This is a genomic window from Burkholderia sp. Bp8963 (genome assembly GCF_003854275.1).
In the GTDB taxonomy this organism is placed as follows: Bacteria; Pseudomonadota; Gammaproteobacteria; order Burkholderiales; family Burkholderiaceae; genus Burkholderia.
This window is the reverse complement of sequence record NZ_QTQP01000065.1, coordinates 1-24,343: the sequence shown is the minus strand read 5'-3', so window position 1 is coordinate 24,343 and position 24,343 is coordinate 1. Positions and strand designations below refer to the sequence as shown.

Sequence of the window (24,343 nt, the reverse complement as noted above, 5' to 3'; positions counted from 1 at the left end):
AAATGAACCGGACGGCCCCAGGATATTCGTGACCGAATGCCACGAGCATTGCGGTAAAAAATACCTGTATTAGTACCGAATCGGCATTGAATTGAATTCGGAAAGTAAAAATTTACCGGCCTTGGTTTCGAATGCTTCAATTTAATCTAATTAATCCCGTCCTTGTTGTAATATCGCAGGCAAACAAAACGTGTTACAGATAAAGTGGTGAGGTCCGCATGGACATATCTGCATCATTAACGGCGCTATTCAGCGCGAACCGTCTTTATTCACTCGAAGGTCCGGGGGCAATTGCAGCACTTCAGGTCGAGCGTTGGGTCGGACGGGAAGCGCTTTCCGAGAATTACCAATGGGACATCTACGCGCTGGCGACCGATCCGGCGCTGGATCTCGAATCGATGCTGGGGCAGCGCGTCACGTTGCGCACCGCGTTGACGGATGGCGGCTGCGCGACGCGCAGCGGCCTTGTCGCTGAGGCCGAGTGCATCGACTACGACGCCGGGCTGGCCCGCTACCGCCTGCAGCTGGTGCCCTGGCTCGCGGCGCTCGCGCATGGTCGCGACGAGCGTACTTTCGTCAATCAGTCAGTGGCCGACATTATCGATCGGGTGTTCGGCGATTATCGCGACATTGCCCGCTGGCGTTTCACGGCGGACGCGGATCAGCGTATCGAATGGTTTGGCACGCGCGATTACGTTGTTCAGTACCGTACGCACAGCCACCTTGATTTCATCCGGCATGTTCTGACCGAGGCAGGACTGGGATTTTGTTTCGTCGAGGACGGCGAAGCGCCTTCCGGCCACACGATGCTGATTTTCGACGACAGCGCGCAACTGTCGGAAGACGACACGTCGGCGCGTGTCGGCGGCGTGCCGCAACGCGCGAGCCGTGCGACGGTCGAGCCGGACGACGCGATTCTCGGCATGGGGCAGTCGCTGTCGCTGGTTGCGGACAGGGTGACCCTGCTCAGCAGCGACTACCGGGGCAATCAGTCGACCACGGGGGCTGCGAGCCTCGTCGATGCCGGCGGCGCGCGCGAGCTTTACGACGACGTGGGTCCCGAAGCGTTCGACACCTCCCGGCAGGCAGACGATGCGGCCCGGCGGCAGGCGGATGCGATCATCTCGCAGGCGCGCTTCTGGATCGGCTACAGCACGGTTCGCACGGCCCGCTGCGGCCGGATGATGCGCGTCGCCGAATCGGCATGGCGTCTGCGGCCGCACGGCGGTGAGGCGGCCCCCGATGCATTCGTGTTGACCGGTATCGCGCATATCGGTGTCAACAACCTGCCCGAGACGGTGATGGAGGCGCTCGAGCGTCGACTGGGCCCGTTGCGGCTCGCGGGAGTGGATCCACGTGCGCTGAAGCAGGCGGAGGCTGGCGGCTATGTGAATCGCTTCGAGGCCGTTCCGCGCGACCAGCTCTGGCGTCCGACGCTGGAAGACGGTACCGGCCAGCGATGGAATGCTGCGCCGACGGCTATCGGCGCGCAAACCGCGATCGTCGTCGACGCGCAGGGAGAAGCGCAGCCGGGCGCGAGCGGTCCGGTTCATATGGACGGCCAGGGGCGTGTGCGCTTGCGTTTTCATTGGCAGGCCGACGCCGACAAGGGCACGTATCCGACGCGCGTGATGCAGCGTCTCGCCAGCGACGGTCATGGATTGCAGCAGATCCAGCGGATCGGCCAGGAAGTGCTCGTGCAGTTCCATCATGGGCTGATTCACCGGCCGATCGTGCTCGGTGGCCTGTTCAACGGACAAGGCGAGGGCGGCGATGCGCCGACACCCGGCGGTGCGGCCGGACGGCCGGCCGACGCGGCGGTCTATGCGCAGGCGACCGACCTTGCGGCCAGCGCGCAGGGCAACCCGGTGGGCGGCAACAGCCCGATGTGGCACGGCGCCGGTGGCGGGGCGGACCGGCATGCGCACGCCGGCGCGCTATCGGGCTTCAAGAGCCAGGGCTTCGACGGGCAGGGCGCCAACCAGCTTGCCGCCGATGACAGCGATGGCATGGGGCGCTTGCAGATGAGCACCACGCATGCGGCGACGCAGCTCAACCTCGGCCATCTGCGGTATCAGTCCGACAACTATCTCGGCAGTTTCCGCGGGCAAGGCTTCGAGCTGCGCACGGACGCGTATGGTGCATTGCGGGCGACGCGCGGTGCGCTGATCACGAGCTATGTGCTGCGGCCTGGACAGCCCGCCGGCGAGGCATCGGCGCTGCAGGCGCTGTTTTCGCAGCAGACCGTGCTGGCCGGATCCCTCGATCAGGCTGCCGCCGGGCACGGCACGCTGCCGCTGGCGGCGCAGCGCGGCATGCGGCAGGCCGGGCAATCCCGGCTCGACAGCGGTATGGCGCCACTCAAGGCGCTGGAGCAGAGCCTGAAGACGACGGTGAGCCAGGAAGGCTTCGCCCAGGCACTGCAGGATGCGGAAAGCCGGTCGAGCGGCCAGCCGATTCCGCATACGGGTGATGCGGTGCTGGGCGTTGCGGCGCAGGGTGGCCTGGGCATGCTGGCGGGGCAGGCGCTGCAATGGGCGACGGGCGAAACGCTGACGCTTGGCAGCGGCGCCGATACGAACATCGCGGTCAATCAGGCGCTGCGTATCCACAGCGGGCAGGGAATCGGCTGGCTGGCCGGCGCGCGCGACGCCAGCGGCGTCGGTCTCAACCTGATTTCGGGCAAGGACAATCTCGATCTGCAGGCGCAGCACGACACGCTGGGGATGCGCGCGAAAGGCGAGCTGAAAGTGGCGTCGGCCAACGCGAATGTCGAGCTGACCGGCAAGACGACCGTCAATCTGGCCGTCAGCGGCGGCGCGCACATCACGATCGAAGGCGGCAACGTCACGTTCGGGTGTCCGGGCAAGCTCGTCGTCCACGCCGGGCTGCATCAGTTTTCCGGGCCGACGGATTTCCCCCGCGAGCAGGGAAAGTGGGGCGATCTCGGACAGTACAACGAGTATTTTCATCTGCACGACGCCGCGACCGGCGAGCAGCTGAAGAACCTGCCGTATCGAATGGTCGGCAACGGGGGCGAAACACTGGAGGGCGCGAGCCGCACGGCCGATGGGCGCACGGCCACGTTCTCGACGCATGCAGCGTCGAAGCCGGTGCGCGTCGAATATGCGGGCAACGAGGATATCGATCATGGCTGGTGATGCCGTCGCGGCGAAGTCCCGCCCCAAGGTGCTGGCGGAGAAGGACAGCACACCCAGGGAGAAGCAGGACGGACGTCCGGCGCCTGTCGAACTGGTCAAGCTGGTGCCGTACGACATCAACGTCCGCTCGTTCCATCCGAACAAGAAGTTCGAGCCGCTGGGCTTTCGGTTTCACGGCGACAACCGGGGCTTCTCGCTGGAGGAGAGTTTTCACACGACCTATCCGAAGCGCAAGACAGGCGGCGTGACTTCACGGGTGTGGCATGTCTTCAGCCCGGATTTCTCGCGGGGCTCGTTCGACGATTTCAGGAAGAATCTCGCGAATTCGGCGTTTACCGCGTCGAACACGTCGTCCGGACCGACGCTGTTTTCGGATGGCCCGGAGCCGTACACGGACGACGCGTTTCGACCGGAAGGCAACGCGATCGCGAGCGAGTTTTCCCGGCAGCACGACGGCGAGCAGGTTGCCGAAATGACCTTCATGTACGACGGGAAGAATTTTGCGTTCAGAGGGTCCCGCTATTCGCAGCGGGAAACGGGGCATACGGTCGTTCCGTCGCTGGATGTACACGGCCGCGTGCGGATCATGATCGAACGGGTGCGCAAGTGGATGGATATCGTCGTCCTGATCGACGGGGACGGATTTCCGAATTGCGAAGCCTTCATCGAGGATCCGGCCGGCAACAAGCTGTTCCTCGGCACGCATGTCCGTATCGGCACGCCGGCGACGCACCTGTTCGGCGACAACCACCGGATCATGTTCGCCCATGTGATGCGGGTGGAGTTGACGGCGGACGGCAATTTCGGCTCGAAGATGTGGCTGTTTGCGCAAGCGCTCGGCGGCACGCCCGATCGCCGCGAAGACTATCCCGCGAAGGCGGACATCAAGACCCCGGCCGGATCGGAGACCGTGCGCATGAGCGACGCCAGCGCATACCCGATGGGGGACGCGCCGCCGCCGATCATCCTGCCCGGGATGGACCTGGTGGCGTGGCCGGCGGATCCGATCGCCAAGATCGGCGACGGCGTCAGCGGCGGCTTCGAGGTGCCGATCCATATCTCCGCCTACGAGGATGTCGGCCAGGTCTGGCAACGCCTGCGAGACAGCGTGAAAAAACCGCCCGTGACGCGCGCGCTGACGCGTTCGGCATGGAACGACTATCACCTGCATCGTGATCCCAACGACGGACGCTCGAAGGACAGCGAAGATCTGGATGCGTCTTTATGGAAGAAAAAATAGTGTCTTCGAGCAAACCGGGGCGCTTCTTGCGCAAGCGCCATGTGTTGTTGGCTTTGTGTGTCGTGGTCGCGGTTGTCGCGGCCTGGTCTGGATATGGAAGAGGTTCTCGCATGCCGCTCATTTTTCTGATTCCGTCGGATTACTTTGGTCCCGTGGTCGCGCTGTTCGACCAGAAGGACGGGGTCGATCTGGTTAGCGCGAAGGATGGCTTTGAAGTCAGCGTGCCCGAGAACGGCGTCATCAGGATCAAAGGGCATCGGACGTTCGATCGGGGCGGCAGCTATCCGGGCAGCAGTATCGTGTTCATGCTGGTGGACAAGGACGGGCGCCGGCGGCCGATGAAGGAGGCCATCAACCCGTGGCAGGAGTACGACAAGGACGACAACGCGCACTGGGTGGTGGGGATTCGCGACGTGCAGGGCAACCTGCGCAAGTTCCCGCTTTCGCCCGCGGACGGCTTCATATTCGATGATTTTCCGGAGGCCGAGAAGCACGAGAAGATGATCATGTGGCACGACTCCTGTCGGGACCGCGTGTTCAACCCGGATTTCGTCGCCTATCAGTCCGGCGAAAAGACCGCGAAAGAATTGAACATTCCACCGTGTGCGGAATTCGTCGTCGGCTCGGTCGATCACGTTCGCACCTGGCCGGAATGGATGTTCCTGCGAGGAAAGGGGAAGCAGGAGAAACTGAAAATCAGGAATCCCGCCTACGAATCCATTCAGGAACTGGTCGACGAGGCCAACGCGCGCGTGGCCAGGAAAAAGACGCTCGGCAATCAGTAGGCGCGTGTCGGGAATACGATTTGACGCCCGGCACGCAACCGGCACGGGCGAATGACTTGAACAAGCGGAATCCGCATGAGGGCAGAGGGCTGAAATGGACGTTGTCGCGGCATTGAGGGGCTATTCGCAAGCCACTCGCCACATCCAGATCGATACGGTCATGACCGGCGCATTCGCGGTCGAGCGTTTCCATGGCCGCGAGGCGATGAACGAATCGTTCCGCTTCGAGATCGACGTGCTGTCGAGCGAGCCGTTTCTCGATCTGGGTTCGCTGATCGGCAGCGCCGCGCGATTGCGTCTGGCGACGGGGGCGGGCGAGCGTTGCTGGAACGGCTACGTCACGCATGCGGCCTATGCGGACACCGACGGCGAAATCACGCGTTACCGGCTCACGCTGGAATCGTGGCTCGCGTTCCTGCATCTGCGCCGCAATTGCCTGTATTTCACGGAGCTCGACACGGCGGGCATCTGCGACCGCGTATTCGGTGATTATCCGGAGGCGCACTGGCGCTACGAAACCAGCGAAGCGCAGCGTACCTATGCGTTGCGCGGCCAGTATCGCGAGACCGACCATGCGTTCGTGCTGCGGCTGCTGTCCGAGGCCGGCCTGTCATTCCACATCGAGCACGCGCAGGACGCGGGCGGATCCAAACCGTCGGGCAATCACACGGTCGTCATCGCGGACCGTCGCGCCGCACAGAAGAAGGGCGCCTCGATTGCCTTCCACATCCAGGACGTCGGCGATCCTGACGGCGTGATCACGCAATTTACGCAGCGCCACCAGTGGGTGCCCGACCAGGTCGTCGCAACGAGCTGGAAGGCAAGCGAAGTGCAGGCACTGGCCGGCCAGGCGCAGGCCGAGGCCGATCCGGATGCGCCCATGCTTCCGGTTCGCGAAGTGTATGACGGGCAGCGCGCCGGACGTTTCGACACAACGGCGCAGGCCCAGCTCTACGCGGCGCAGCGCCTCGATGCGCTGCGCCTGCCCAAGACGGTTCACGACGGCGCGGGCACGGCGCGTACGCTGGAAGTCGGCAAGGTCCACACGCTGACCGGTTATCTGAACCAGCCGCACACGTTCGTGCCGCTGTCCATCGAGCATGAGGCGGTCAACAATCTCGGCGCGGATATCGGCGCGCTGCTGCAGCGCGGGGAACTGGCGGCCGGACATTACCGGAACCGCTTCATCGCGGTGCCGGAAGGTGTGCCGATCGTTCCGCCGCACATCGATCGCCCCGTCGTGCACGGTGTGCAGACCGCGATCGTGGTGGGCGAGCCCAACACCCGCGTCAGCAGCACGCGCGACCATCAGGTGCGTATCCAGTTTCCGTGGATGCGCGGCATCGCGCCGCTGTCGGGCGGGCTGACCGATACCGCGAGCCGGTCGAATCCGGACGGGCATGCGCCCGGCAATCACCGCTCCGGCGTGCTCGCGCGCGTCGCCGAGCAGGCGGCGGGACCGAATTTCGGACATGCGTATACGCCGCGCGTCGGCGCCGAGGTGGTCGTCGGGTTCGATTCGGGCAACATCGACCTGCCCGTCGTGCTGGGGCAGGTTTATGGCGGACGCGTGAAGCCGCCATTCGCGGCCGGCGAGGGCAGCGGCGCGAATCATCCCGGCACGCTGACCGGTATGCAGACACAGACGCTCGACGGTCAGCCGGGCAGCCGCTGGGTGATGGACGATGCGGCGGGCCAGTTGCGGCACGAACTGGGCAATTCGATTGCCGAGAGCCGGCTCGCGCAGGGCTACCTGATCGACCAGCAAGGGACGATGCGCGGTGCCTATCGGGGCGAAGGCTTCGAGTTGAGCACGCAGGGCTGGGCCGTCGCACGGGCCGGCGAAGGGGTGCTGGTGTCCAGCACCGCACGGCCCAATGCGACCTCCACGCAAATGGACCTGGTCGAGAGCGCCGGGCAACTGGCACAGGCCGTGAAGACTGCACAAGGCCTCGATACGGCGGCAACGGGTGCAACGGCCGGTGGGCTCGGCGGCAACCAGGCGCAGGCGGATTTCCTCAAGGCGATCGATCCGTCCCAGGACGGCAAGTATACGGGGCCGGTAAGTGGCCAGGACGCGACCAAGCCCGTGGGCAAGCAGCGCAGCGGCGGCGATCCGGTCGAGCGGTTCGCGACGCCGGCAGTCGTGTTCGAATCGCCGGCGAATCTCGTTTTCACCACGCCGAACAGTGCGGTTGCCTATGCGGCCGAGCACGTTCACCTGACGGCGCAAGGCGACGCGCATTTCGCGGCGGATGCCACGGTGGCCGGTGCGTCAGGCGAGGCGGTGAGTTTCTACGGCGCGTCGGGCGGTTTCAAGATCGTCGCGAATCACGGCCCCGTTACCGTCGAGTCGCACACCTCGACGATGGAGGTGCTGGCCGATCAGTCGGTGCAGATCTCGTCGACGGAAGACCGCATCGACGTGCTGGCGAAGGACACCATCGTGCTTCAGCAAGGACCGAACCGAATCACGCTCAAGGGCGCGGACATCACGGTCGAAACGCCGGGCCAGTTCCAGGTGAAGTCGGGGTCGCACGCGTTCGTCGGTCCGGCAGGCGCGTCGCCGAATCTCGCGCCGTTGCGGGATTCGCGCGTACAGGCATTCGACGAGGGCTTCGTGCTGAAAGACCGCGACAGCGGCAAGCCGGCGGCGTTCCGGCCTTACCGGATCACGTTGGCGAACGGCGACGTTCAGCACGGCGTGACGGACGAACTGGGGCACACGCATGTCGTGAAGACCCTTGCCTCCGAAATTCTGAAGATCGACGTAGAGGGCTGACAGCGTGCCGGATGATTTCAAGACGGCGGGGCGTTCGATATCGACGCCCGTCGACAACAAGAAACGCAAGGAAATCCTGGTCGAGAGCGATCTCCTCGAGATCCAGGTGAACAATACGCCGGGCGTCGACGACGACTACGTGCAGGTGAAGTGCGGCTGCCCGGACTGCCGGCCTCGCGTGCCGTGCCGGATTCGCACGCGCAAGCCGGGCTCGGGGAACGTGCAGGTCGTGCTGACGAATCCGGACGGGCGCCTGCGCTTCGCGGACGAGGCCGACAAGACGAAGTCGCTCGAGGTGCCGGGCGACGGCGCGTGGGTTGCGTTCGAGATTTCCGGTGAAGAGGGCAGCAAGGCGCTGAACGATGCGGTCATCGAGGCGCATGAGGCGACCGAGGACGGGAAGGCGCTGGCGAAGAAGAAGCTGACGGTGTTCTGGTTCGATGAGGCGAAGATCGATCTGACGCCCGTCGGGGCCTATGGACTGGACGGGCGTATGGTTACGGTGCCCAACGACGGCGCTGCGATCGAGCACTCGGCCCAGGCCCGGATCAGACCGGATGGCGTGAATTGCGCCGCGCCGCAAATTGCCGTTCTCAGGGTCGGGATCATGCAGAACGATCGTACGGCCGGAGTTGGCGTCGAGAGTATATGGAGTTCACCGACGATTGCATGGGATCCGTGGGTGCCAGCTGGCACCACTGTGACGGCGGGTGCTCAGATCCGCATTACCAGCATGTTGCCGGTCGTGGCGAATGACACTTCGCCGGGCAGCGGGCCGCTGTATGACCAGCCTGCTGATCAGGCCGCAGTCAGTCGCAACTCGCTCAAGCCGCTCCTCGGCTGCAACGGCGGTGCCCCGGCGACGTCGAGCGATACGCCTGGGACCGACGTCGAACAGTCGATCGTCATTCCGGCGACAACGGCCACTGGCGCGGTTGTGGGGCAGATTGTCTATACGCGATGGCGTAAAACGCAGATTCATGGGAAGTTCCTCTGTTGGGTCGTGGTTTACAACACGTCCACGAAGGCGTTTTGCACGCTCCGCCAGCGGGCATGGACGATAGAAATCGACACCGACAAGGGCGCCGGGCAACGGGCGACCGCGGAGGCCAGCGATTCGCCGGTCACCATCCAGCCGGTGTTGTGGCCGATCGCCAACGAACTCGTCTCCGCGGATGTCAATCAACACAAGGAGATGTTCGGCACCGAGACGGTGGCGTTTCGAAAATAGCATGGCAGTAACCAGACATGATGTCGGGGTACATGCCGCAACGTCATGCTGATTGACACGGGATTGAGGTGAGCAAGATGGTTGCCGATGATCGGTTGTGGTTGTCTCCGGAGTCGAAAATGACTCATGGTTCATTCAATTTTGCCTGGAGGGGACGATGATGCCCGTCGATGCAACGCCCTTCGACTTCAAGGCGGACTTCGCGCTGATCGCGCAAGCGCGTGCGGTGCACGATACGGCGACGTTGAATCTGTCGGATTACTACACGACGGCCAGAGCGCCGAGTTGGGCCGTGGCGGAGGTGAGCCCGAAGGAAGGCAGCGGTGGCCTCGTGTTTCCCGGTGTGACGGTTCAAGTCGGCGACAAGACGTTCGTACAGCCTGCCGACGCCGGGGCCGTGGTTCAGATGAAAGGTGAGTGGCGGGCCGCGGCCAAGTCGGACGCGTCGATCCCTGCCGGTAGCGACTATGCGTGGATTCAACCGCGGCGCGTACGCGTGCGCATTCCGTCACCCGACGATTTTTACTCGCCGTTCATCTCCGGCGGAACCGTCGTTTTCCAGTGGGACGCGTCGGCACCGGATGACGCGCGATTCATCGCGACCCGGATGATCTTTCCCGACTGGAAACAGGACGTTGCGGACGCGATCAAATCGGCGCCGCAACTCGAAACGGAACTCGCAAAGATCAGCGGTGGCCGCGCGGCGCTCGATACCGTCGACCGGCTGCTGGCGTCCGGCAACGACGTGTCGTCGATTCTGGCGTTTCGCGCGCTGCTGCGCGTCGCTGATCCGGATTTCGTCGCAACGCACGCCGAAGGGGCGCTGAAAACGACGGACGTGCACAAGCTGTCGATCATCGCGTACCTGTGCGTCGCGGCGTCGCAGGAGAAGGACCGTGCGCGGCTGCTCGACGTACTGAAGACGACGATCGACGAGACGACGGATGCGAACCGGCTGCTGGCCATCGCCTATGGCGCGTTCGCGGTGGCGGTGTTCGATCGTCGTGACCAGGATGCGGTCAAGGGCGCGTCGAATACCATGCGCGTCCTTCGGCAGCGTACCTCGGCGCTGCATGTCGCGATGGACGAAACATCGCCGTGGTCGCAGATCTTCAGGAAGATGGGACTTGGCGACCAGTAACGGACGAACGGAATACGGCGTCGCAACACGTCGCGTGCCGGCGGCGTGCGCGACGCACGACAGCACGGCCTTCGACACGACGGCCAACCTCAAGGTGTAGAAACGATGGCAACGAGCAAGGACATCCTGCAGGCGCTGCTCGGCGGCTGGGCGCAACACGATCGCTTCCTGCGGCTGACGACGCCGCTTGGCCAGGACGCGCTGGTCGCGGAAAGCCTCGACGGCTGGGAATCGATCGATGGCGGCGGTTACCGCTTCGAACTGACGGCCCTGACCGAGAACCCCGCGCTGCCGATCGCGCGGCTGGTCGGCGGCCCCGTGCTGGTCGAATGGCTGACCGCGGAGGGAGGCCGTGAATGGCGCCCGTTTCACGCGCACGTCGCCGCAGCCGAACTGATCGGCTACAACGGCGGCCTCGCGCGCGTTCGCGTCGTGCTCGAACCGTGGCTCGCGATACTGCGGCAGCGTACCGACAGCTACCACTACCACGATGCGAGCGTCATCGACATCAGCGAGCAGATTTTCGGCTATTACACGCACGGCGCGGTGAATCCGGCGTGGCGATGGGAACTGGCCGATCAGACGCGATATCTGCGGCGCAGTCTCACGGTGCAGGCCGGCGAATCGGATTTCGACTTCCTGTCGCGGCTGTGGGCGGAGGAAGGGCTTTACTACTGGTTCGAGCACGCGGCCGACCCGGGAGCGAAGAGCCTCGGAGGCCATACGCTCGTGCTGGCCGATTCCAACGAACGCTTCCTGCCCCGCGAGCCGGAACGCGTGCCGTTTCACCATACCGGCGAAAGCGATCCGGCCGGGGGGATTCGCCATTTCATGCTTGCGCGTCGCTGGCGCATCGGCCGTGTCGCGCGTGCGAGCTGGGATTATCGGAGCCTGTCGGTTCGCCCCGCGCAGGCGCACGCGAGCGGCGCGGTGGTGCCGGGCGAAGACCGTGACGTCGCCGGTCCTTATGCGTATCAGACCGCGGCTTTGGGCGACCGGCGCAGCTGGCAGCAACTCGATGCACTGCGTGTCGACGCCGCAAGAAGCGAGGGCGATGGCACACGACGCGACCTGCGGCCCGGGCTGCGGTTCTCCGTCGACCATCATCCGACGCTCGGCGCGTCCGACGAGTTCGTTTGCCTGCGTGTACACCATCGGGCGCGCGCCAACGTGTCGGCCGACATCCGCGCGGCGATCGGGCAGCACCTTGGCGCCATTCCGCCGATGCGCGACGCCGATGCAGGCGGCATCCATCCCGCATCGAGCGTGGCACCGAGTGACGATATGTCCCGGCAGGACACGTTTGCGGACGAGGACGCCGTGTATGGCAACCGCTTCTTCGCGATGCCTGCGGCCCAGCCTTATCGGCCGTCGCTGGCCAATGGCCAGGGCATCAGGTCCCAGCCGGCCGCGATCGCCCAGGGGGCGCAAAGCGCCATCGTGGTCGGCAGCGGAGACCCCGTTCATACCGAGCGCGATCACCGGATACGCGTGCAGCACCACACGCAGCGCGGCGAGAAGGCCGCGAGCCGCGAATCGCATCCGCATGTGCCGAATGCGCCGGCAAACCGCGCCGCAGGCACCTGGACCCGCGTGCTGACGCCCGTGGGCGGCGCGAACTGGGGCGGCGTAACGATTCCGCGCGTCGGGCAGGAGGTGTGGACGGAACTGCTCGAAGGGCAGCCCGATCGCCCTGTCGCGGTGGCGGCGCTTTACAACGGTAAAGGCAATGCCAACGCACAGCACAACGCGCTGGTCGGCGGGCCGAGCGGCAGCACGGGCAATGCGGCGGCCTGGTTTGCCGGTAACGACCATCCGGCTGCGCTGACAGGCTTCAAGACGCAAGACCTCGGGCAAAGCCGGACCGGTACCGGCGGCTACCGGCAGTTCCTGATCGACGACACCGCGGGGCAGTCGAGAGCGCATCTGTATACGACCGATCGCAATAGCGGGCTGACGCTCGGGCATATCAAGCAGCAACACGACAATCGGCGCCTCGCGGATCGCGGTTACGGCGTCGAGCTCGCGACGGAAGCGGCCGGCGCGTTGCGCGGCGGTGCAGGCCTGTTGATCACGACGGCGGCGGGCACGAGCCAGATGGATGCGCGCGCGCCGGGCCTGGACCTCGCAGAGGGGCTGCAGCGCGTGCAGGGCCTCGTCGAAGCCGCGCAGCGCCAGGGTGCGGGCGTCGGCGGCGCGGGCCAGGAACCGCCACCCGACCAGTTGCCGGCCACGCAGGGATTGAAGCAGACCCGCGAAGCGCTTGCCGAAACGCGCAGTGGTGGTGCGGCAGCCGGTGGCGGAGGCGGCGGCAGTGCCGTCGCCTGGAGTCGCCCGCACCTGGTTGCGCATGGCGCAGACGGCATCGTCGCCGTGTCCGCCCGCAGCCATGTGTGGGTGTCGGGCAAGGAGACGGTGTTCAGCGCGGGGCAGGACCTGCAGGTGACGGCCCAGGGCAAGACCAGCGTGATCGCGAATCACGGTATCTCGCTCTATACGCAAGGCAGCGCCGGCAATGGCCGGGTAGTCGACGGCAAGGGCATTGCATTGCACGCGGCGTCGGGCTCGGTGAGCGTGCAGGCACAGAGCGGCGGAACGCTGGCGGCCGCCGCGCAGCGCGCGGTCACGCTCGCGAGCGTCGATGCCGGCGCGAACCTGCAGGCGAAACAGCGCCTGTTACTGACGGCGGCGGATGCGTTCATCAAGATGGAGGGCAGCGATATCGTGGTGGGCGGACCCGGGAAAGTCGAGTTCAAGGCTGCCAGCCACGAATTGACCGGCCCGCAGAGCGCGTCGGGCAGCACGACACTGGCGCGTAGCCAGGCGACGGACTGTCCGCAGACGATGGGCGACATGATCGCGTCGAGCGCGGCGTGCGCGGACCTGTGATGCAGGCCGGTCGCGAATACGACCTGCCGAACGCAGCAGGGGCGACGCCGGGGCAAGCGCCCGCCGCGCCGCCGACGGTCGAGCAGTTGCATCTGCAATGCGAGGCGCTCGGGCTGTCGCATTGCCTGTTGCTGACGGGGCCCGCGGTGCTGCATGCGTTCGAGCCGGACGAAATCGATGCGCTGAAGGCGATCGGCGAATCGGTGGTCGAGGTGCCGCTCTGTCCCGAGCGACTGTCGCCCGACTACTGGCCGTCCGTGATCGAACTGGATCTGGCCCATCCCGTGCCCGCGGAGATCTGCCGGCGGGCAATCGAGCGGGCGCTGGACGACTGGTCGCCGGACGCGCTCGCCGAGGGACGCGGACACCGCATCGGCGCGTTCCTCTTCAGCGGCGCGCGCACGGATGCGATTGTCCGCCATCTCGCGCACGCATTCGTGCAGCAGCGTTCAGACAGTGACGGGCAGCGGTTGTTGGGGCTTGCCGATCCGGCTGCGTTCGAGGGCGTATGGCGCGTCTGCGACGAGGCGCAGCGCCGGCGCCTGCTCGGTCCGATCACACAGTGGCGCACCCTTGGCCGCTGGGGCGAGTGGGTCGATTGCCACCAGCCCGCAGCGCGTGATGCGGAGGCGGCGGCAGGGGGCTCGCTCGATCTCGGCGACGCGCAATGGTCGGCGCTGTTCGACGTGCGCCCGATCAATCGCGCGTGGGCGCGGGCCAGGGCCGACGGATGCGTCGTCCCGCGCGAGACCTTCGAGCGATTGCCGGCTGTGTTGCAGCGAGCGCACGGATACGGACTGAGCGATCCCCAGGATCTCGAGCTGTTCGCGCGGCATGCGCTGAATGCCGGCGCCGAATTCGATCGGCATCCGCGCATCCAGCGCGTGCTGCTCGACCGGCCGGCCGACATGTATTACAGCCTGGCCGTGGCGGACCTGGGCGACGCCGATTGGGCGGAAATTCGCGGGGCGCGGCCGGACGGGCGCGCAAGTCAATAAGCAAGGAAAGAACATGGCGGGAACCGACGATCGTTGTGATGTCTGCAAGCTTCAGGGCCTGGCGGTGTATATGCCGCGCTATGCCGTCGTGCCGAAGGCGTTTACGGCGCCCGATCTGGGGCCGTTCAGCGGAACCGGCATCAAGGACGTGAAGCTGACCGAGAGCAAGTACGCGCTGCGCCAGTTGCGCGAAGGTTACGTCTACTTCCTGTACGAGCGCGGGCCGCGTGGCAAATTCTATTGGGAGGTCTACGCGTGCGCGCAGGACGGCACCCTCACGAAGCGGCTCGACCCGGCCGCCGCGAGAAGCGCAGAAGCGCCGAAAGCCTGTGCGCGCACCGGGCACAATGCGCTGCGCGTGCAGTACGTGGTCATCGAGAAACCACAGGACTGCGGCAAGGTGTGGGTCGCGTTCAGCGAGCGGCCGTGGAGCGACGCGACGGTGCAGCGGTACGGCGCCGACAGCCCGGAGGCGGCGGGCTTGCGCGAAAAGCGCATGCAGGCCATCGAGCCGGCGGCATGGGTCGGTTCCCCGCAATCCGGCCCGCATCTCGCGCCGTTGACCGCGGCGAACCTCCAGCACGTGATCGAATATGCGGGGAACGTCGGGGAAACGCCGCTCGAAGTCAGCGCGCTGCCGTACGACTTTCGTCCGGAGATCAGCCGCGGCGCAACGGGCGCCTGTCGCGACAACGTGCTGAACCTGTGCACGACCCGCTATGCGTGGGCCGTGCGCCAGGGGATCTGGAACAAGGCGGCATCCGCGCAGCTCGTCGCGACCGCGCAGGCGAGTTCGGTGTCCGGCGGCAAGCCGTGCCAGCCGATGATGCTGGCCCTGTGGGATGCGGTCGGCATCACGCACGAACTCAACGGCTTCCGTAATGATGCCGTATCGTGGCTCGACAAGTATGTCGTCGAGCGCGCGCTGCAGATCACGGCGCTGCGCGACATCGACACGGCCAAGGAGACGCTCGAGCATGGCGCGGTCGACAGCGAGACGCGTTTCCAGTCCGAAACGGGCAAGGCGACGACAGGCGGCCTGACGGACAGCGCGAAATCGCTGCGGCAGCGTGCGGCTTCGCTGCCGGCCGGTGCCGAACGCACCCGCTATCTGCAGACCGCGGACGACTACGACTATCTTGCGAAGAACGGGCTGGGCGGCCCTTATGTGGCGCAGGTGCAGTCGTTCCGCTCGGATGCGGAGCGGCAGGCGTGGCGCCAGAAAACCGATGCGACGATCGCGGACATCAACCGGACGAAGCAGAAGCGCCTGAAGGATGCGCACGACAACGCGTGGCCGCGATACGAAGACAAGCTCAAGCGCCAGGAAATCGACGCGTTCCGCGCCAAGTACACGGAGATACAGGGCAAGGTCCAGGCGCTGCAGGAGGCGCGAACGGATGACGTCGGGAACTGGCTGAAGGCGAAGCTGTGGTTTGCGACGCTCGATGACTGTCACGAATCGGACTTCGTCGACGGCATGGCGTATGAGGTTGCCGTCGGCACGGCGATCTTCGGCCTGAATTCGTCGCCCAAGGGCCGGCACCTCGTCGATGCGCTCGTGTCGCTGCTCGACGCGACGAAGATGGAAAGCATCATCTGGCGCGCGGTCGCGATGAATCAGAAGGACGGGCGGGTGCAGTTGACGCAGATTCTGCAGGACGCGAAAAAGGACCAGGAGACGCCACTGCCGGGCAACGTGGAAAAGGTTGCGGCGGTCGCGTCGAAGATCAAGACGATCGTCGGCTATTACAAGAAGCTGGCCGATCTTGCCGTCGAAAAGGATGCAAAGAAAGTCACGCCGATCGGTGCGTTGCTCAAGCGCCTCGAGGTCGACCAGATCGCGATGACAGCCGGCGACTCGATTTTCAAAAAGTTTCGCGTCAACCAGGGCGCGGATTTCGTCGGCGAGAAGATCATCCAGACGCTGTTCCTGCAGCGCGCCGGCATCAGCGATCTCGACACGCTCAATCTCGTCAGGAAGCAGGCCGAACTGGAAGGGCTGAGCCGCAAGGAGGTGCTGAGCAGGATGCGGGTCGCGCACGGGTTTATCCAGGCTGAGGAAGCGCTCGGCGGGATGGGCAAGACGTCCCCGACGCGCGCACTCTACGAAACCTGGAATCAGCTCAAGCTGACCGAGGAGGGCAATGCGCAGTTGCGCTCGGCGCGTGTGACCGTCGTAACGGGCCTCCTCGAAGCGGTGAGTTTCTACAAGCTGATGGTGACGCCGCACGACGAAAACACCAACCTCAACCTGGTCAGCTCGGGCGCGACGCTGTGCTCGGCGCTCATCGATGTCAGCATGGCGCCTTTCTATGCGACGCTGAAGACGTCTGCCCGGTCGCAGGCATGGAAGCTGGTCGGTGGCGGGCTCGGCGCCGCGGGGGCCTTCATCGGCGCCTGGATGGACGCCAAGACGGCCGGCGACAGCTTTGCGAAGCGGCAGGGCACGGTGTTCTTCCTGACATCGATCAAGGTGGCGACCGGGACGGTGACGGGCACGGCCGTGCTCATCAGCTCCATCGGCAAGTCGGGCCCGTTGTTGAAGAAAGTGGCGAGCCGCTATGGCACGCAGGTGATCGTCGGGATCGTGGAAGGCCTGACCGAGCGCGCGGCTGCCTTTGCAGCGTTGCGCGCGGTGGGCATGCTGCTTGGCTGGGAGGCGACGGTTGTGTTGTTCGTCGTGCAAGGATTGATCTGGTATTTCACGCCGAACGTCCTGGAGGCCTGGTGTACGCGGTGCGCGTTCGGAACGGGGCGGGAGAAGGACTTCTTTGTCGAGCACAGTGTTCCGCTCTATACCGATGGGGAAGTCAGGAAGCAGGTCGAGGATTTCGGCAAGGCGCTGGCCGGCGTGCGGTGAGTGGTTCGCCGGCGGTTCGCCGATCGGCGAGCGGGCAAGGAATCGATGTGAAGCAACGAGTGGGCGCTCGAGCGACCACGGATAATGGGTAACCGAATATGCAGAATCAAACGACGCAAGCCGTGCTGTTGCGTGGTCGTGTGCAGAACCTGCGGCGCACGAAAACCACGCATGACTTCATGCGTACCGAGGCCGACAAGGTTGCCACCGGCGTGGGCGCCGTGGCGATCGGCCTGGCCGGCATGACGGGGCTCGCAACCGCCGTTGCCATTTCTGCCGGGAACAGTAACGAGGAAGTCGACAAGGTGTCGTTCGATATCGGCGACGTCCATGTCGACGGATGGTTGTGGCGGTGCCCGTTCCGCGAGAACGACGAGGTCGAGGTGGTGGCCGAGCAGTCCGCGACCGGTGCGACGTGCTTTGCCGTCCGTCGGGTCGACGACGGGCTGATCGCGGTCTATCCGCACTGTACGATCGGAAAGCGCGCGTATATCGGGAAGTCGGCACGAATCTGCCTGACGATCCTGACCGTCTGGGCCGCCGCAATGGCCTATGCGTTTTTCGTGAAGATGCCGGAACAGGCACTGTTCTACCAACTGGTCTTCACCGGCGTGTCGGTGCTGTTCGTCGCGTTGCTGCTGGCGTTTTTCGCGATTTCAGGATTCCGGAAGGATCGCTCGTTCATTGCGATTTCGGAACGCATGTTCGAGACGTTCGGATGGCCGGATCCGGCCACCATCGACCTGAAACGGACCTCGAAGGGAAAGAAGCGCGAAGGCGACGGGCCCGGATACGGGCTGTGGATCTTTCGCCGCTGAGTCTGTCGGCGCAACCGTCCGCGCATTCGCCCCCATTCGTGTCCGGCAACACGCGTGACACGCAAGCGTTGCGCCTGGATAACACAACTGTTAACTCTCGTAAATCGAGACTGTTCAAGCACCTCGCCATTGAGCGAAAATACGCGGCCCTGGCGACGGTATGTCGTCCTGAGTGGACGGTCTTTGTGGTCTGCTCCATTGGTATGACAATTGACGGGAGTCGGTTGTCCGGTAAACCACATGGTCATCTGGGGTCCGAAGCAATGGGCGCGCTCCGGAAGCGGCTGTGCTGTTTTCAGTGCTGAAAGGCGAATCCCTCCTTGTGGCAGCCATCGAATCGGCGAATCTCGAATCGTAGGACGAATGAAGTTTTCAATCATGCTGCGGGTTGCTGCGATGGTGGCTGTTACGGCATCCGCGTCCGCACACGCCCAGACAAGCCGACTGCAGTGTTTTGACGAAAAAGGGCGGCCGATCGCATCTTCCCCCCACTGCTTCGAGCTGGAACTGCCGAAGGACGCGCAACTGCAGTGGTCCGCGTGGCTGTCGCCGGTGGGGACGACGGCCGATGCCCGCATCGCGGTGTCGGGCATCGTCGACGACAATCGATTCGTGCCGACGGCGATCGGACCAACCTCGCCCGACGATCCGGCCAAACCCGACATGCTGATGTTCAATACGCCGCTTTTGCCCGACCTCACGATCCGGCCGTTCGGACAGGAAGAGCGGGCAAGCGCCAGCCGCAATCGTGACGGTGACGCGATCGCGATCGCCTGCCGGCCTGGCCGGCAGCCGGCCGGCATCGTTCTGGCGCGGCGCGACGCCCGCTGGCCGCGTGTCGCGGCGGGTGATGTCGTGCTGGCCGGGAACGGGAGCGCCGGTTTTCAGTGGGGAATGGCGGCGGCCGGGCGCGATCCCGGCGCACTGTACCCGCTGCAGCGAACGGTCGGCACTGAAGCGGTGCACGGCCGGATCGACCTGGCGACCTTGCCGGCCGGGACGGAGAACCTCGATCAAAACCTCGTGCTGGTGTGTCCGTCCGAAGGCGGGCGCCTCGACCTGAGCGATGTGCACCTCGCGCCGCGCGCCGCGGCGGCGGAAGGTGGACGTGCCGCGTGGGTGTGGCAGCGCAGCCGATGGGAAGACGGCGGACGCGACTTGCTCGCGGACGCGGTGCGATACAAGGTGTCGCGCCTCTACGTCGCGTTGCCGATCGCTGACGGTCAGGTGACCGGCGCCGACGCGTTGCGGGATTTCGTGGCGCGCGCGCACGGCGCCGGCATCCAGGTCTGGGCGGTCGAAGGCGATCCGGACATGGTCACGGAAAAGGGGCGCGAACAAGCGGTGGCGCGCTTGCGGGCGATCGGACAATATCAGCGCGCGTCGACGGAGCCGACGCGGCTGGGTGGCGTTCAATACGACATCGAACCGTATCAGTTGCCCGCGTATCGTACGGAGCCGCAGGCGGTGATGCACGCGTGGGGCACGACCGTCGCCGCGCTCGGCGACGCAGCGGCACTGCCGCTCGATACGGTCCTGCCGTTCTGGCTGCTCGACGCGCCGGGCGGCAACGAGGTGCTTGACCGGATCGGTCGTGCCGCGCAGTCGCTGACCGTCATGGCGTATCGCACCGACGCCGCGCACGTGCAGCGCGTGGCGGCGCCTTTGCTGGCGTGGGGCGCAACCCGCAATTTCCCGGTCAGCGTCGCGCTGGAAAACGGTCCGATGCAGGACGAGTGGACGCAGACCTATGCACCCGTGCCGCGGGGCGGCGCGGGCACCCTGTGGCTGGTGCCCGAGGACGGCAAGATGGTCGCCGTGCGCCTCGATCGCGCGACCACGCTGGCGCGGGGCATCGGCTATGTCGAGAAGAGCAGGGAACGAATCGATGCAGACAAGGTGAGTTTTCTCGGCGATCCGGATCGTCTGTTGACCGTCTCCGCCAGCCTGCAACCCGTGTTTCGCGCATGGCCGAACTATGCCGGCATCGCGTTCCACGGGCTGCTGGATCGTTGATCGAGTGTCATCGACCGGCAATGCGCACAGTCACTCCATCGCGTCCCGCTGCAAGCGGGCAGCCCTCCAACAGCCATGGTCCGGAAAACGGAAATGTCGGATTTGCCAACGATTCTGATTGCTGAAGACGACGCGCTCCTGCGTGAGCTGCTCGAGCACAAACTGTCGACCTGGGGTTACAGGGTGCTGTCGGCGTCCGATGGCGAGGCCGCATACGAACTCATACGCGAGCAGCGGCCGTCGATGGCGTTGCTGGATGTGATGATGCCGCGCCTCGACGGTTTTGCGCTGCTGCGCAAGATGAATCAGGACGGGGCGCTCGAGCATACGCCCGTCATCATGATTACCGGGCGCAAGCTGGAAACCGATGTCGTCAATGCATTTCGGTGGGGCGTGGAAGACTACCTGAGAAAACCGTTCTCGCTCAGCGAGTTGCAGTCCCGCATTGCACGGATCGTTTCCCCGCCGGAGCGCGGCTGATGGTGAATCAGGTTCCATTCGCAGGCCGTTGCGCGCTCACGGCCTTGCTGGTCTGCGGCTGCTTGCCGGCGGCTGTCGCGCAAAGCGGGCCGGGCGTTTCCGCGACGGACATCGCCGGTCTGTATCAGGCCGGCGTGCAGGCGCGACTGGCCGGGCGCATGGACGAAGCGCTCGATCTGCTCTCTCGCGCGGCGGCCGCCGCACCGGACAATGTCGACGTGCTGCTGCAGGAAGGCCTGGTGCTGATGGCGAAAGGGCGCGACAGCGAAGCAGCCGGGCTGTTTCAGCGCGTGCTGTCGCTGGCGCCCGGTTACAAGGATGCGCGTCTCGCGCTCGCCCGGATCGCCCAGCGTCGTGGCGACATCGATACGGCGCTCGCGCAGGTCGATATCGTCCTGCGCGACGCCCCGCATGATGTCGAAGCACGCGAGTTGCACGCGAACCTGCTGCTCGCCAAGGGCGACGCCCGGAACAGCGAGTCGGAGTATCGCGCGCTCGCGCATGAGCAAACGGGCGACGCGTCCGCATTGATCGGCCTCGGCGACAGCTTGCGCGCGCAATGGCGCGACGCCGAGGCACGCGCGGCCTACCGCGAGGCCGCCACGTTGGCGCCGGATTCCGTCGCGCCGCAACGCGCCGTGCTGCCGGATCACCAGCGATTCCGTCTGGATGTCGGCGGTGCATACAGCCACTTGTCGAACGGATCGCCGGCCTGGAAGGAAGGTTCCGTGCGCCTGGCGTATTCGATCGACGACCACAACGTGATCGCCGTCGGTTCGGACGTGAGCCGCCGTTTTCGTACGACCAACGTCTATTCCGAGCTGAGGCTCGATCATCGGTATTCCGACAGGTTGAGCGTGTACGTTTATGGCGGCGGCACGCCCGACGCATCGATTCTGCCCAAAGTGGCGGCCGGAACCGGCGTGCAGTGGCGGCTCGATCCCGTGGCCGGCAAGCGGTCGACTTTCGCGACGCTCGATATGCGTTACGCCCGCTACGACACGGCGCGGATCTGGTCCGGCAACGTTGGCGCGATCCAGTATCTCGGCGACGACACGCTGTGGGTCACGGCGAAATGGGTCAACACGCTGGACGAACGAAACCGGTATCTGACGGGGTACGCGCTGCGCGCGGACTGGCAGGCGTGGCGCCGGCTGCGTCTGCTGGCAGGGTTCGCCGATGCGCCCGAGTCGGACCAGGGCGTGACCGTCAGGACCCGCGCCTTCTATGCGGGGGCCGTATTCGACGTCAGCGACTCGCTCGCGATCAACGTGTCGGCGGCGCGCGAGTTGCGGCCAAACCTTTACGACCGCAACGTGGTAGGGCTCGGCATGACCGTGAAATTCTAGGCGGACGCGCCGATGCTCGAATGGATCCAGACCGCATCGCTCGCGCTCAGCGCCATCTCGGTGCTGATGCTCGGGATGCTGCTGCTCGCCCATGCGGTGCGCGGATGGCTGGCGTCGCGCGATAAGGAACTGGCCGCGGCGCTGTCGCACGAATTGATCCTCTGGCTCGACGATCCGGAAGCGAGCGTCGCCGGGATCGAGCGCGTCGCGCACCGTAACCCGGCGCTGGTGACGTCGCTCGTACTCAGGCTGGCAGGCCAGTTGCTCGGCGACGAGCATGCGCGGCTGATACAACTGGCAAGCCGGTTGGGGCTCGAGGCGCGCATGGTGCACGACTTGCGGCGGCGGAGGTCGGGGATCCGGCGGCGCGCGGCGGAGTCGCTCGCGTTGTTTGAAGATGACGCGTCGGCCCGCGCGTTGACTGGTGCGCTCGCCGACCGCAAGGCCACGGTATGTCTTGCGGCCGCCTGGGCGCTGGCGCAACGGGGGCTTCATGTTCCGTTGAAGCAGGTGATCGACAAGCTGGGCGGATTGACCGACTCGATGCTGACCCTGGAGTTGTTCGAGCGTCTGGCGAGCCATCAGATGTCGGATCTGATTGCGCTGGCCGCGGACGATCAGGTGCTGCCGCGGCTTCGCAGCGTGGCCATTCGCGCGCTGGCTGCGTCCGGCGACTACGCGCTGATTCCCGTCTTCACGGACGCCACGCGATCGCGACAGCCCGACGTGCGGGCGGCGGCCGCGCGTGCGCTGGGCCTGTTGCATCATCCGCTCGCCGCTTCGTCGCTCGCGGCGCTGCTGCAGGATGACGTGTGGTATGTCAGGGTGGCGGCCGTCGAAGCGGTGGGAAAGATCGACATCGAAGCGCTCGACGGCGAGATCGAGGCCCTGTTGAGCGACGCCAACTGGTGGGTCCGGTTCCGGGCCGCGGAGGCCCTCGCGATGGAAGGCGAGCGCGGTTACCGGATACTGGTGCGCGCGGCGCAAGGCGGGCCGTCCGCGGCGCGCGACGTCGCTGCGTTGACGCTGCTGGAGCGCAAGGAGATTGCATCGTGACCGCGAATGACATCGTGTCCCTGATCGTGCATGCCATCGTGATCGTCATATTGACCGTCAACGTGTTGCAGAACGCGCTGTACCTGTTCCAGATCGTCGCTGCGGTGGGCGGCATGATCCGTCCCGGCACCAACAGCGGGGGTATCCAGCTCTGGCGCCGCTATGGCGCGAGCGCCCCGCCGATCGCGTTGCTGGCGCCGGCCTACAACGAGGAGCTGGGGATCGTCGACTGCGTGAAGGCGCTGTTTGCGCTCGAGTATCCGCTGACCGAAGTGATCGTCATCAACGATGGCTCGACGGACAATACGCTGGGCGTGCTGACCGACGCGTTCGAGCTGACGCCGACCCGGCGCACGTTCGATACGGTCGTCTCGCATAAGCCGATTCGCGGCATCTATGTGTCGCGCGTTCATCCGAACCTGCTCGTCATCGACAAGGAAAACGGCGGCAAGGCCGACGCGATGAACGCCGGGATCAACCTGGCGCGCGCGCCGCTGTTCTGCGCGATCGATTCGGACTCCCTGCTGGAGTCCGACGCGTTGTTGCGCATCGTCCGGCCCTTCGTCGAGCAGCCGCAACGCACGGTCGCGGTCGGCGGCGTGGTGCGTGTGGTGAACGGGTGCCGCATTCAGAGCGGACGGGTCGTCGAGATACGCGCGCCGCGGCGCTTCCTGCCGCTCGTGCAGTCCATCGAATATCTGCGCGCGTTCCTGATGGCACGCGTCGCGTGGAGCGGCGTGGACACGCTGATGCTGATTTCGGGGGCATTCGGCCTGTTCCGGCGTGACGTGGCCGTGCAGGTCGGCGGCTTCGGAACGGATACGATCGGCGAGGATCTCGATCTGGTAATCAAGATACATCGCCATATGCGGGATCAGCGCCGACCGTACAACATCGCGTTCCTGACCGATCCGATCTGCTGGACCGAAGCGCCGGAATCGCTGCGCGTGCTGAAGGGGCAGCGCTGCCGCTGGCAGCGTGGTGCGCTGGAAGTGTTCTTCAAGCAGCGCGACATGCTGTTCCGCTCCCGATACGGCCGTATCGGCTGGCTCGGCATGGGGCAGATCCTGATCGTCGACGTGCTTGGGCCGCTTGCCGAACTGTCGGGCTATATCCTGTTGCCTGCCTTCTGGGCGCTCGGCTGGATCAATGTGTCGTACTTCGATGCGTTCCTTTCGCTGGTGTTTCTGTTCGGCATGTTTCTCAGCGTGTCGTCGCTCGTGCTGGCCGAGCTTGCGACGCAACCGTACCCGCGTCTGGGCGACTTGCTGCGGCTGGCGCTGGCCGCGATGATCGAGAATTTTGGCTACCGCCAGTTGAACAGCTACTGGCGCATGCTCGGGTGGTGGCAGTTCCTGCGCAAGGACAAGTCCTGGGGGGTGATGACCCGGGTCGGGTTCAACTCGGACTAGTACAACATCCCGTAAATAGATTGAATAAATAACTGCCTCGGTTATCATGTCTGGATGAGCCGAGGCCGACATGCAACGCCAGTGAAGCTGGCGAATAAAGAACGACAGGAACTGCGATCGCT

Annotated in this window: 14 protein-coding genes and 1 pseudogene; all 15 read left to right on the top strand. The window is 65.3% G+C overall.

The window, feature by feature from the left end:
• Positions 1-218 precede the first annotated feature (218 nt).
• The 15 genes and pseudogenes from DID96_RS33080 to DID96_RS33010 all read left to right on the top strand — a co-directional run bounded on the left by DID96_RS33080 (position 219) and on the right by DID96_RS33010 (position 24,221).
• Entirely contained in the window at positions 219-3,161 is a 2,943-nt protein-coding gene (locus DID96_RS33080; protein ID WP_124603411.1) for a type VI secretion system Vgr family protein, read from the top strand.
• Positions 3,151-4,401 carry a hypothetical protein gene (locus DID96_RS33075; protein WP_124603410.1) on the top strand — a complete coding sequence of 417 codons (1,251 nt, stop codon included), beginning with the start codon at positions 3,151-3,153 and terminating at the stop codon, positions 4,399-4,401. The genes DID96_RS33080 and DID96_RS33075 overlap by 11 nt, the downstream gene beginning before the upstream one ends.
• Positions 4,386-5,186 carry a hypothetical protein gene (locus DID96_RS33070; RefSeq protein WP_260464098.1) on the top strand — a complete coding sequence of 267 codons (801 nt, stop codon included), beginning with the start codon at positions 4,386-4,388 and terminating at the stop codon, positions 5,184-5,186. The genes DID96_RS33075 and DID96_RS33070 overlap by 16 nt, the downstream gene beginning before the upstream one ends.
• Before the next feature lie 94 nt (positions 5,187-5,280).
• A pseudogene (locus tag DID96_RS33065) lies at positions 5,281-7,929 on the top strand (type VI secretion system Vgr family protein); the annotation flags it as partial.
• 43 nt (positions 7,930-7,972) lie between these two features.
• A complete protein-coding gene (locus DID96_RS33060) occupies positions 7,973-9,199 on the top strand; it encodes a hypothetical protein (protein ID WP_124603408.1) in 1,227 nt (408 codons plus the stop codon).
• A 157-nt stretch (positions 9,200-9,356) separates the two neighbouring features.
• On the top strand, positions 9,357-10,340 hold the full coding sequence (locus DID96_RS33055) for a hypothetical protein (RefSeq protein WP_124603407.1): 984 nt from the start codon (positions 9,357-9,359) through the stop codon (positions 10,338-10,340).
• 105 nt (positions 10,341-10,445) lie between these two features.
• Complete coding sequence (locus tag DID96_RS33050) at positions 10,446-13,229, top strand: type VI secretion system Vgr family protein (RefSeq protein WP_124603406.1); 2,784 nt, start codon at positions 10,446-10,448, stop codon at positions 13,227-13,229.
• Positions 13,230-13,375: 146 nt separating this feature from the next.
• Positions 13,376-14,227 (top strand): DUF4123 domain-containing protein, encoded by an 852-nt coding sequence (locus tag DID96_RS33045; RefSeq protein ID WP_260464097.1) that lies wholly within the window; start codon positions 13,376-13,378, stop codon positions 14,225-14,227.
• Between the two features lie 13 nt (positions 14,228-14,240).
• On the top strand, positions 14,241-17,090 hold the full coding sequence (locus DID96_RS33040; protein ID WP_124603404.1) for a T6SS effector BTH_I2691 family protein: 2,850 nt from the start codon (positions 14,241-14,243) through the stop codon (positions 17,088-17,090).
• 98 nt (positions 17,091-17,188) lie between these two features.
• On the top strand, positions 17,189-17,908 hold the full coding sequence (locus tag DID96_RS33035) for a putative type VI secretion system effector (protein WP_124603403.1): 720 nt from the start codon (positions 17,189-17,191) through the stop codon (positions 17,906-17,908).
• A gap of 363 nt (positions 17,909-18,271) precedes the next feature.
• Positions 18,272-19,924 (top strand): hypothetical protein, encoded by a 1,653-nt coding sequence (locus tag DID96_RS33030; protein ID WP_124603402.1) that lies wholly within the window; start codon positions 18,272-18,274, stop codon positions 19,922-19,924.
• Between the two features lie 93 nt (positions 19,925-20,017).
• On the top strand, positions 20,018-20,404 hold the full coding sequence (locus DID96_RS33025; RefSeq protein WP_185732445.1) for a response regulator transcription factor: 387 nt from the start codon (positions 20,018-20,020) through the stop codon (positions 20,402-20,404).
• Positions 20,404-21,753 carry a YaiO family outer membrane beta-barrel protein gene (locus DID96_RS33020; RefSeq protein WP_124603400.1) on the top strand — a complete coding sequence of 450 codons (1,350 nt, stop codon included), beginning with the start codon at positions 20,404-20,406 and terminating at the stop codon, positions 21,751-21,753. The genes DID96_RS33025 and DID96_RS33020 overlap by 1 nt, the downstream gene beginning before the upstream one ends.
• A 12-nt stretch (positions 21,754-21,765) precedes the next feature.
• Positions 21,766-22,809 (top strand): HEAT repeat domain-containing protein, encoded by a 1,044-nt coding sequence (locus DID96_RS33015; RefSeq protein ID WP_124603399.1) that lies wholly within the window; start codon positions 21,766-21,768, stop codon positions 22,807-22,809.
• Entirely contained in the window at positions 22,806-24,221 is a 1,416-nt protein-coding gene (locus DID96_RS33010; RefSeq protein WP_221624631.1) for a glycosyltransferase family 2 protein, read from the top strand. The genes DID96_RS33015 and DID96_RS33010 overlap by 4 nt, the downstream gene beginning before the upstream one ends.
• The last annotated feature ends 122 nt before the right edge of the window (positions 24,222-24,343 follow it).

Bases quoted from the DNA above. Each gene is read 5' to 3' on its own strand.
- DID96_RS33080 (WP_124603411.1), top strand. From the start codon at position 219: ATGGACATATCTGCATCATTAACGGCGCTATTCAGCGCGAACCGTCTT.
- DID96_RS33075 (WP_124603410.1), top strand. From the start codon at position 3,151: ATGGCTGGTGATGCCGTCGCGGCGAAGTCCCGCCCCAAGGTGCTGGCG.
- DID96_RS33070 (WP_260464098.1), top strand. From the start codon at position 4,386: ATGGAAGAAAAAATAGTGTCTTCGAGCAAACCGGGGCGCTTCTTGCGC.
- DID96_RS33055 (WP_124603407.1), top strand. From the start codon at position 9,357: ATGATGCCCGTCGATGCAACGCCCTTCGACTTCAAGGCGGACTTCGCG.
- DID96_RS33050 (WP_124603406.1), top strand. From the start codon at position 10,446: ATGGCAACGAGCAAGGACATCCTGCAGGCGCTGCTCGGCGGCTGGGCG.
- DID96_RS33040 (WP_124603404.1), top strand. From the start codon at position 14,241: ATGGCGGGAACCGACGATCGTTGTGATGTCTGCAAGCTTCAGGGCCTG.
- DID96_RS33035 (WP_124603403.1), top strand. From the start codon at position 17,189: ATGCAGAATCAAACGACGCAAGCCGTGCTGTTGCGTGGTCGTGTGCAG.
- DID96_RS33030 (WP_124603402.1), top strand. From the start codon at position 18,272: ATGAAGTTTTCAATCATGCTGCGGGTTGCTGCGATGGTGGCTGTTACG.
- DID96_RS33025 (WP_185732445.1), top strand. From the start codon at position 20,018: ATGTCGGATTTGCCAACGATTCTGATTGCTGAAGACGACGCGCTCCTG.
- DID96_RS33020 (WP_124603400.1), top strand. From the start codon at position 20,404: ATGGTGAATCAGGTTCCATTCGCAGGCCGTTGCGCGCTCACGGCCTTG.
- DID96_RS33015 (WP_124603399.1), top strand. From the start codon at position 21,766: ATGCTCGAATGGATCCAGACCGCATCGCTCGCGCTCAGCGCCATCTCG.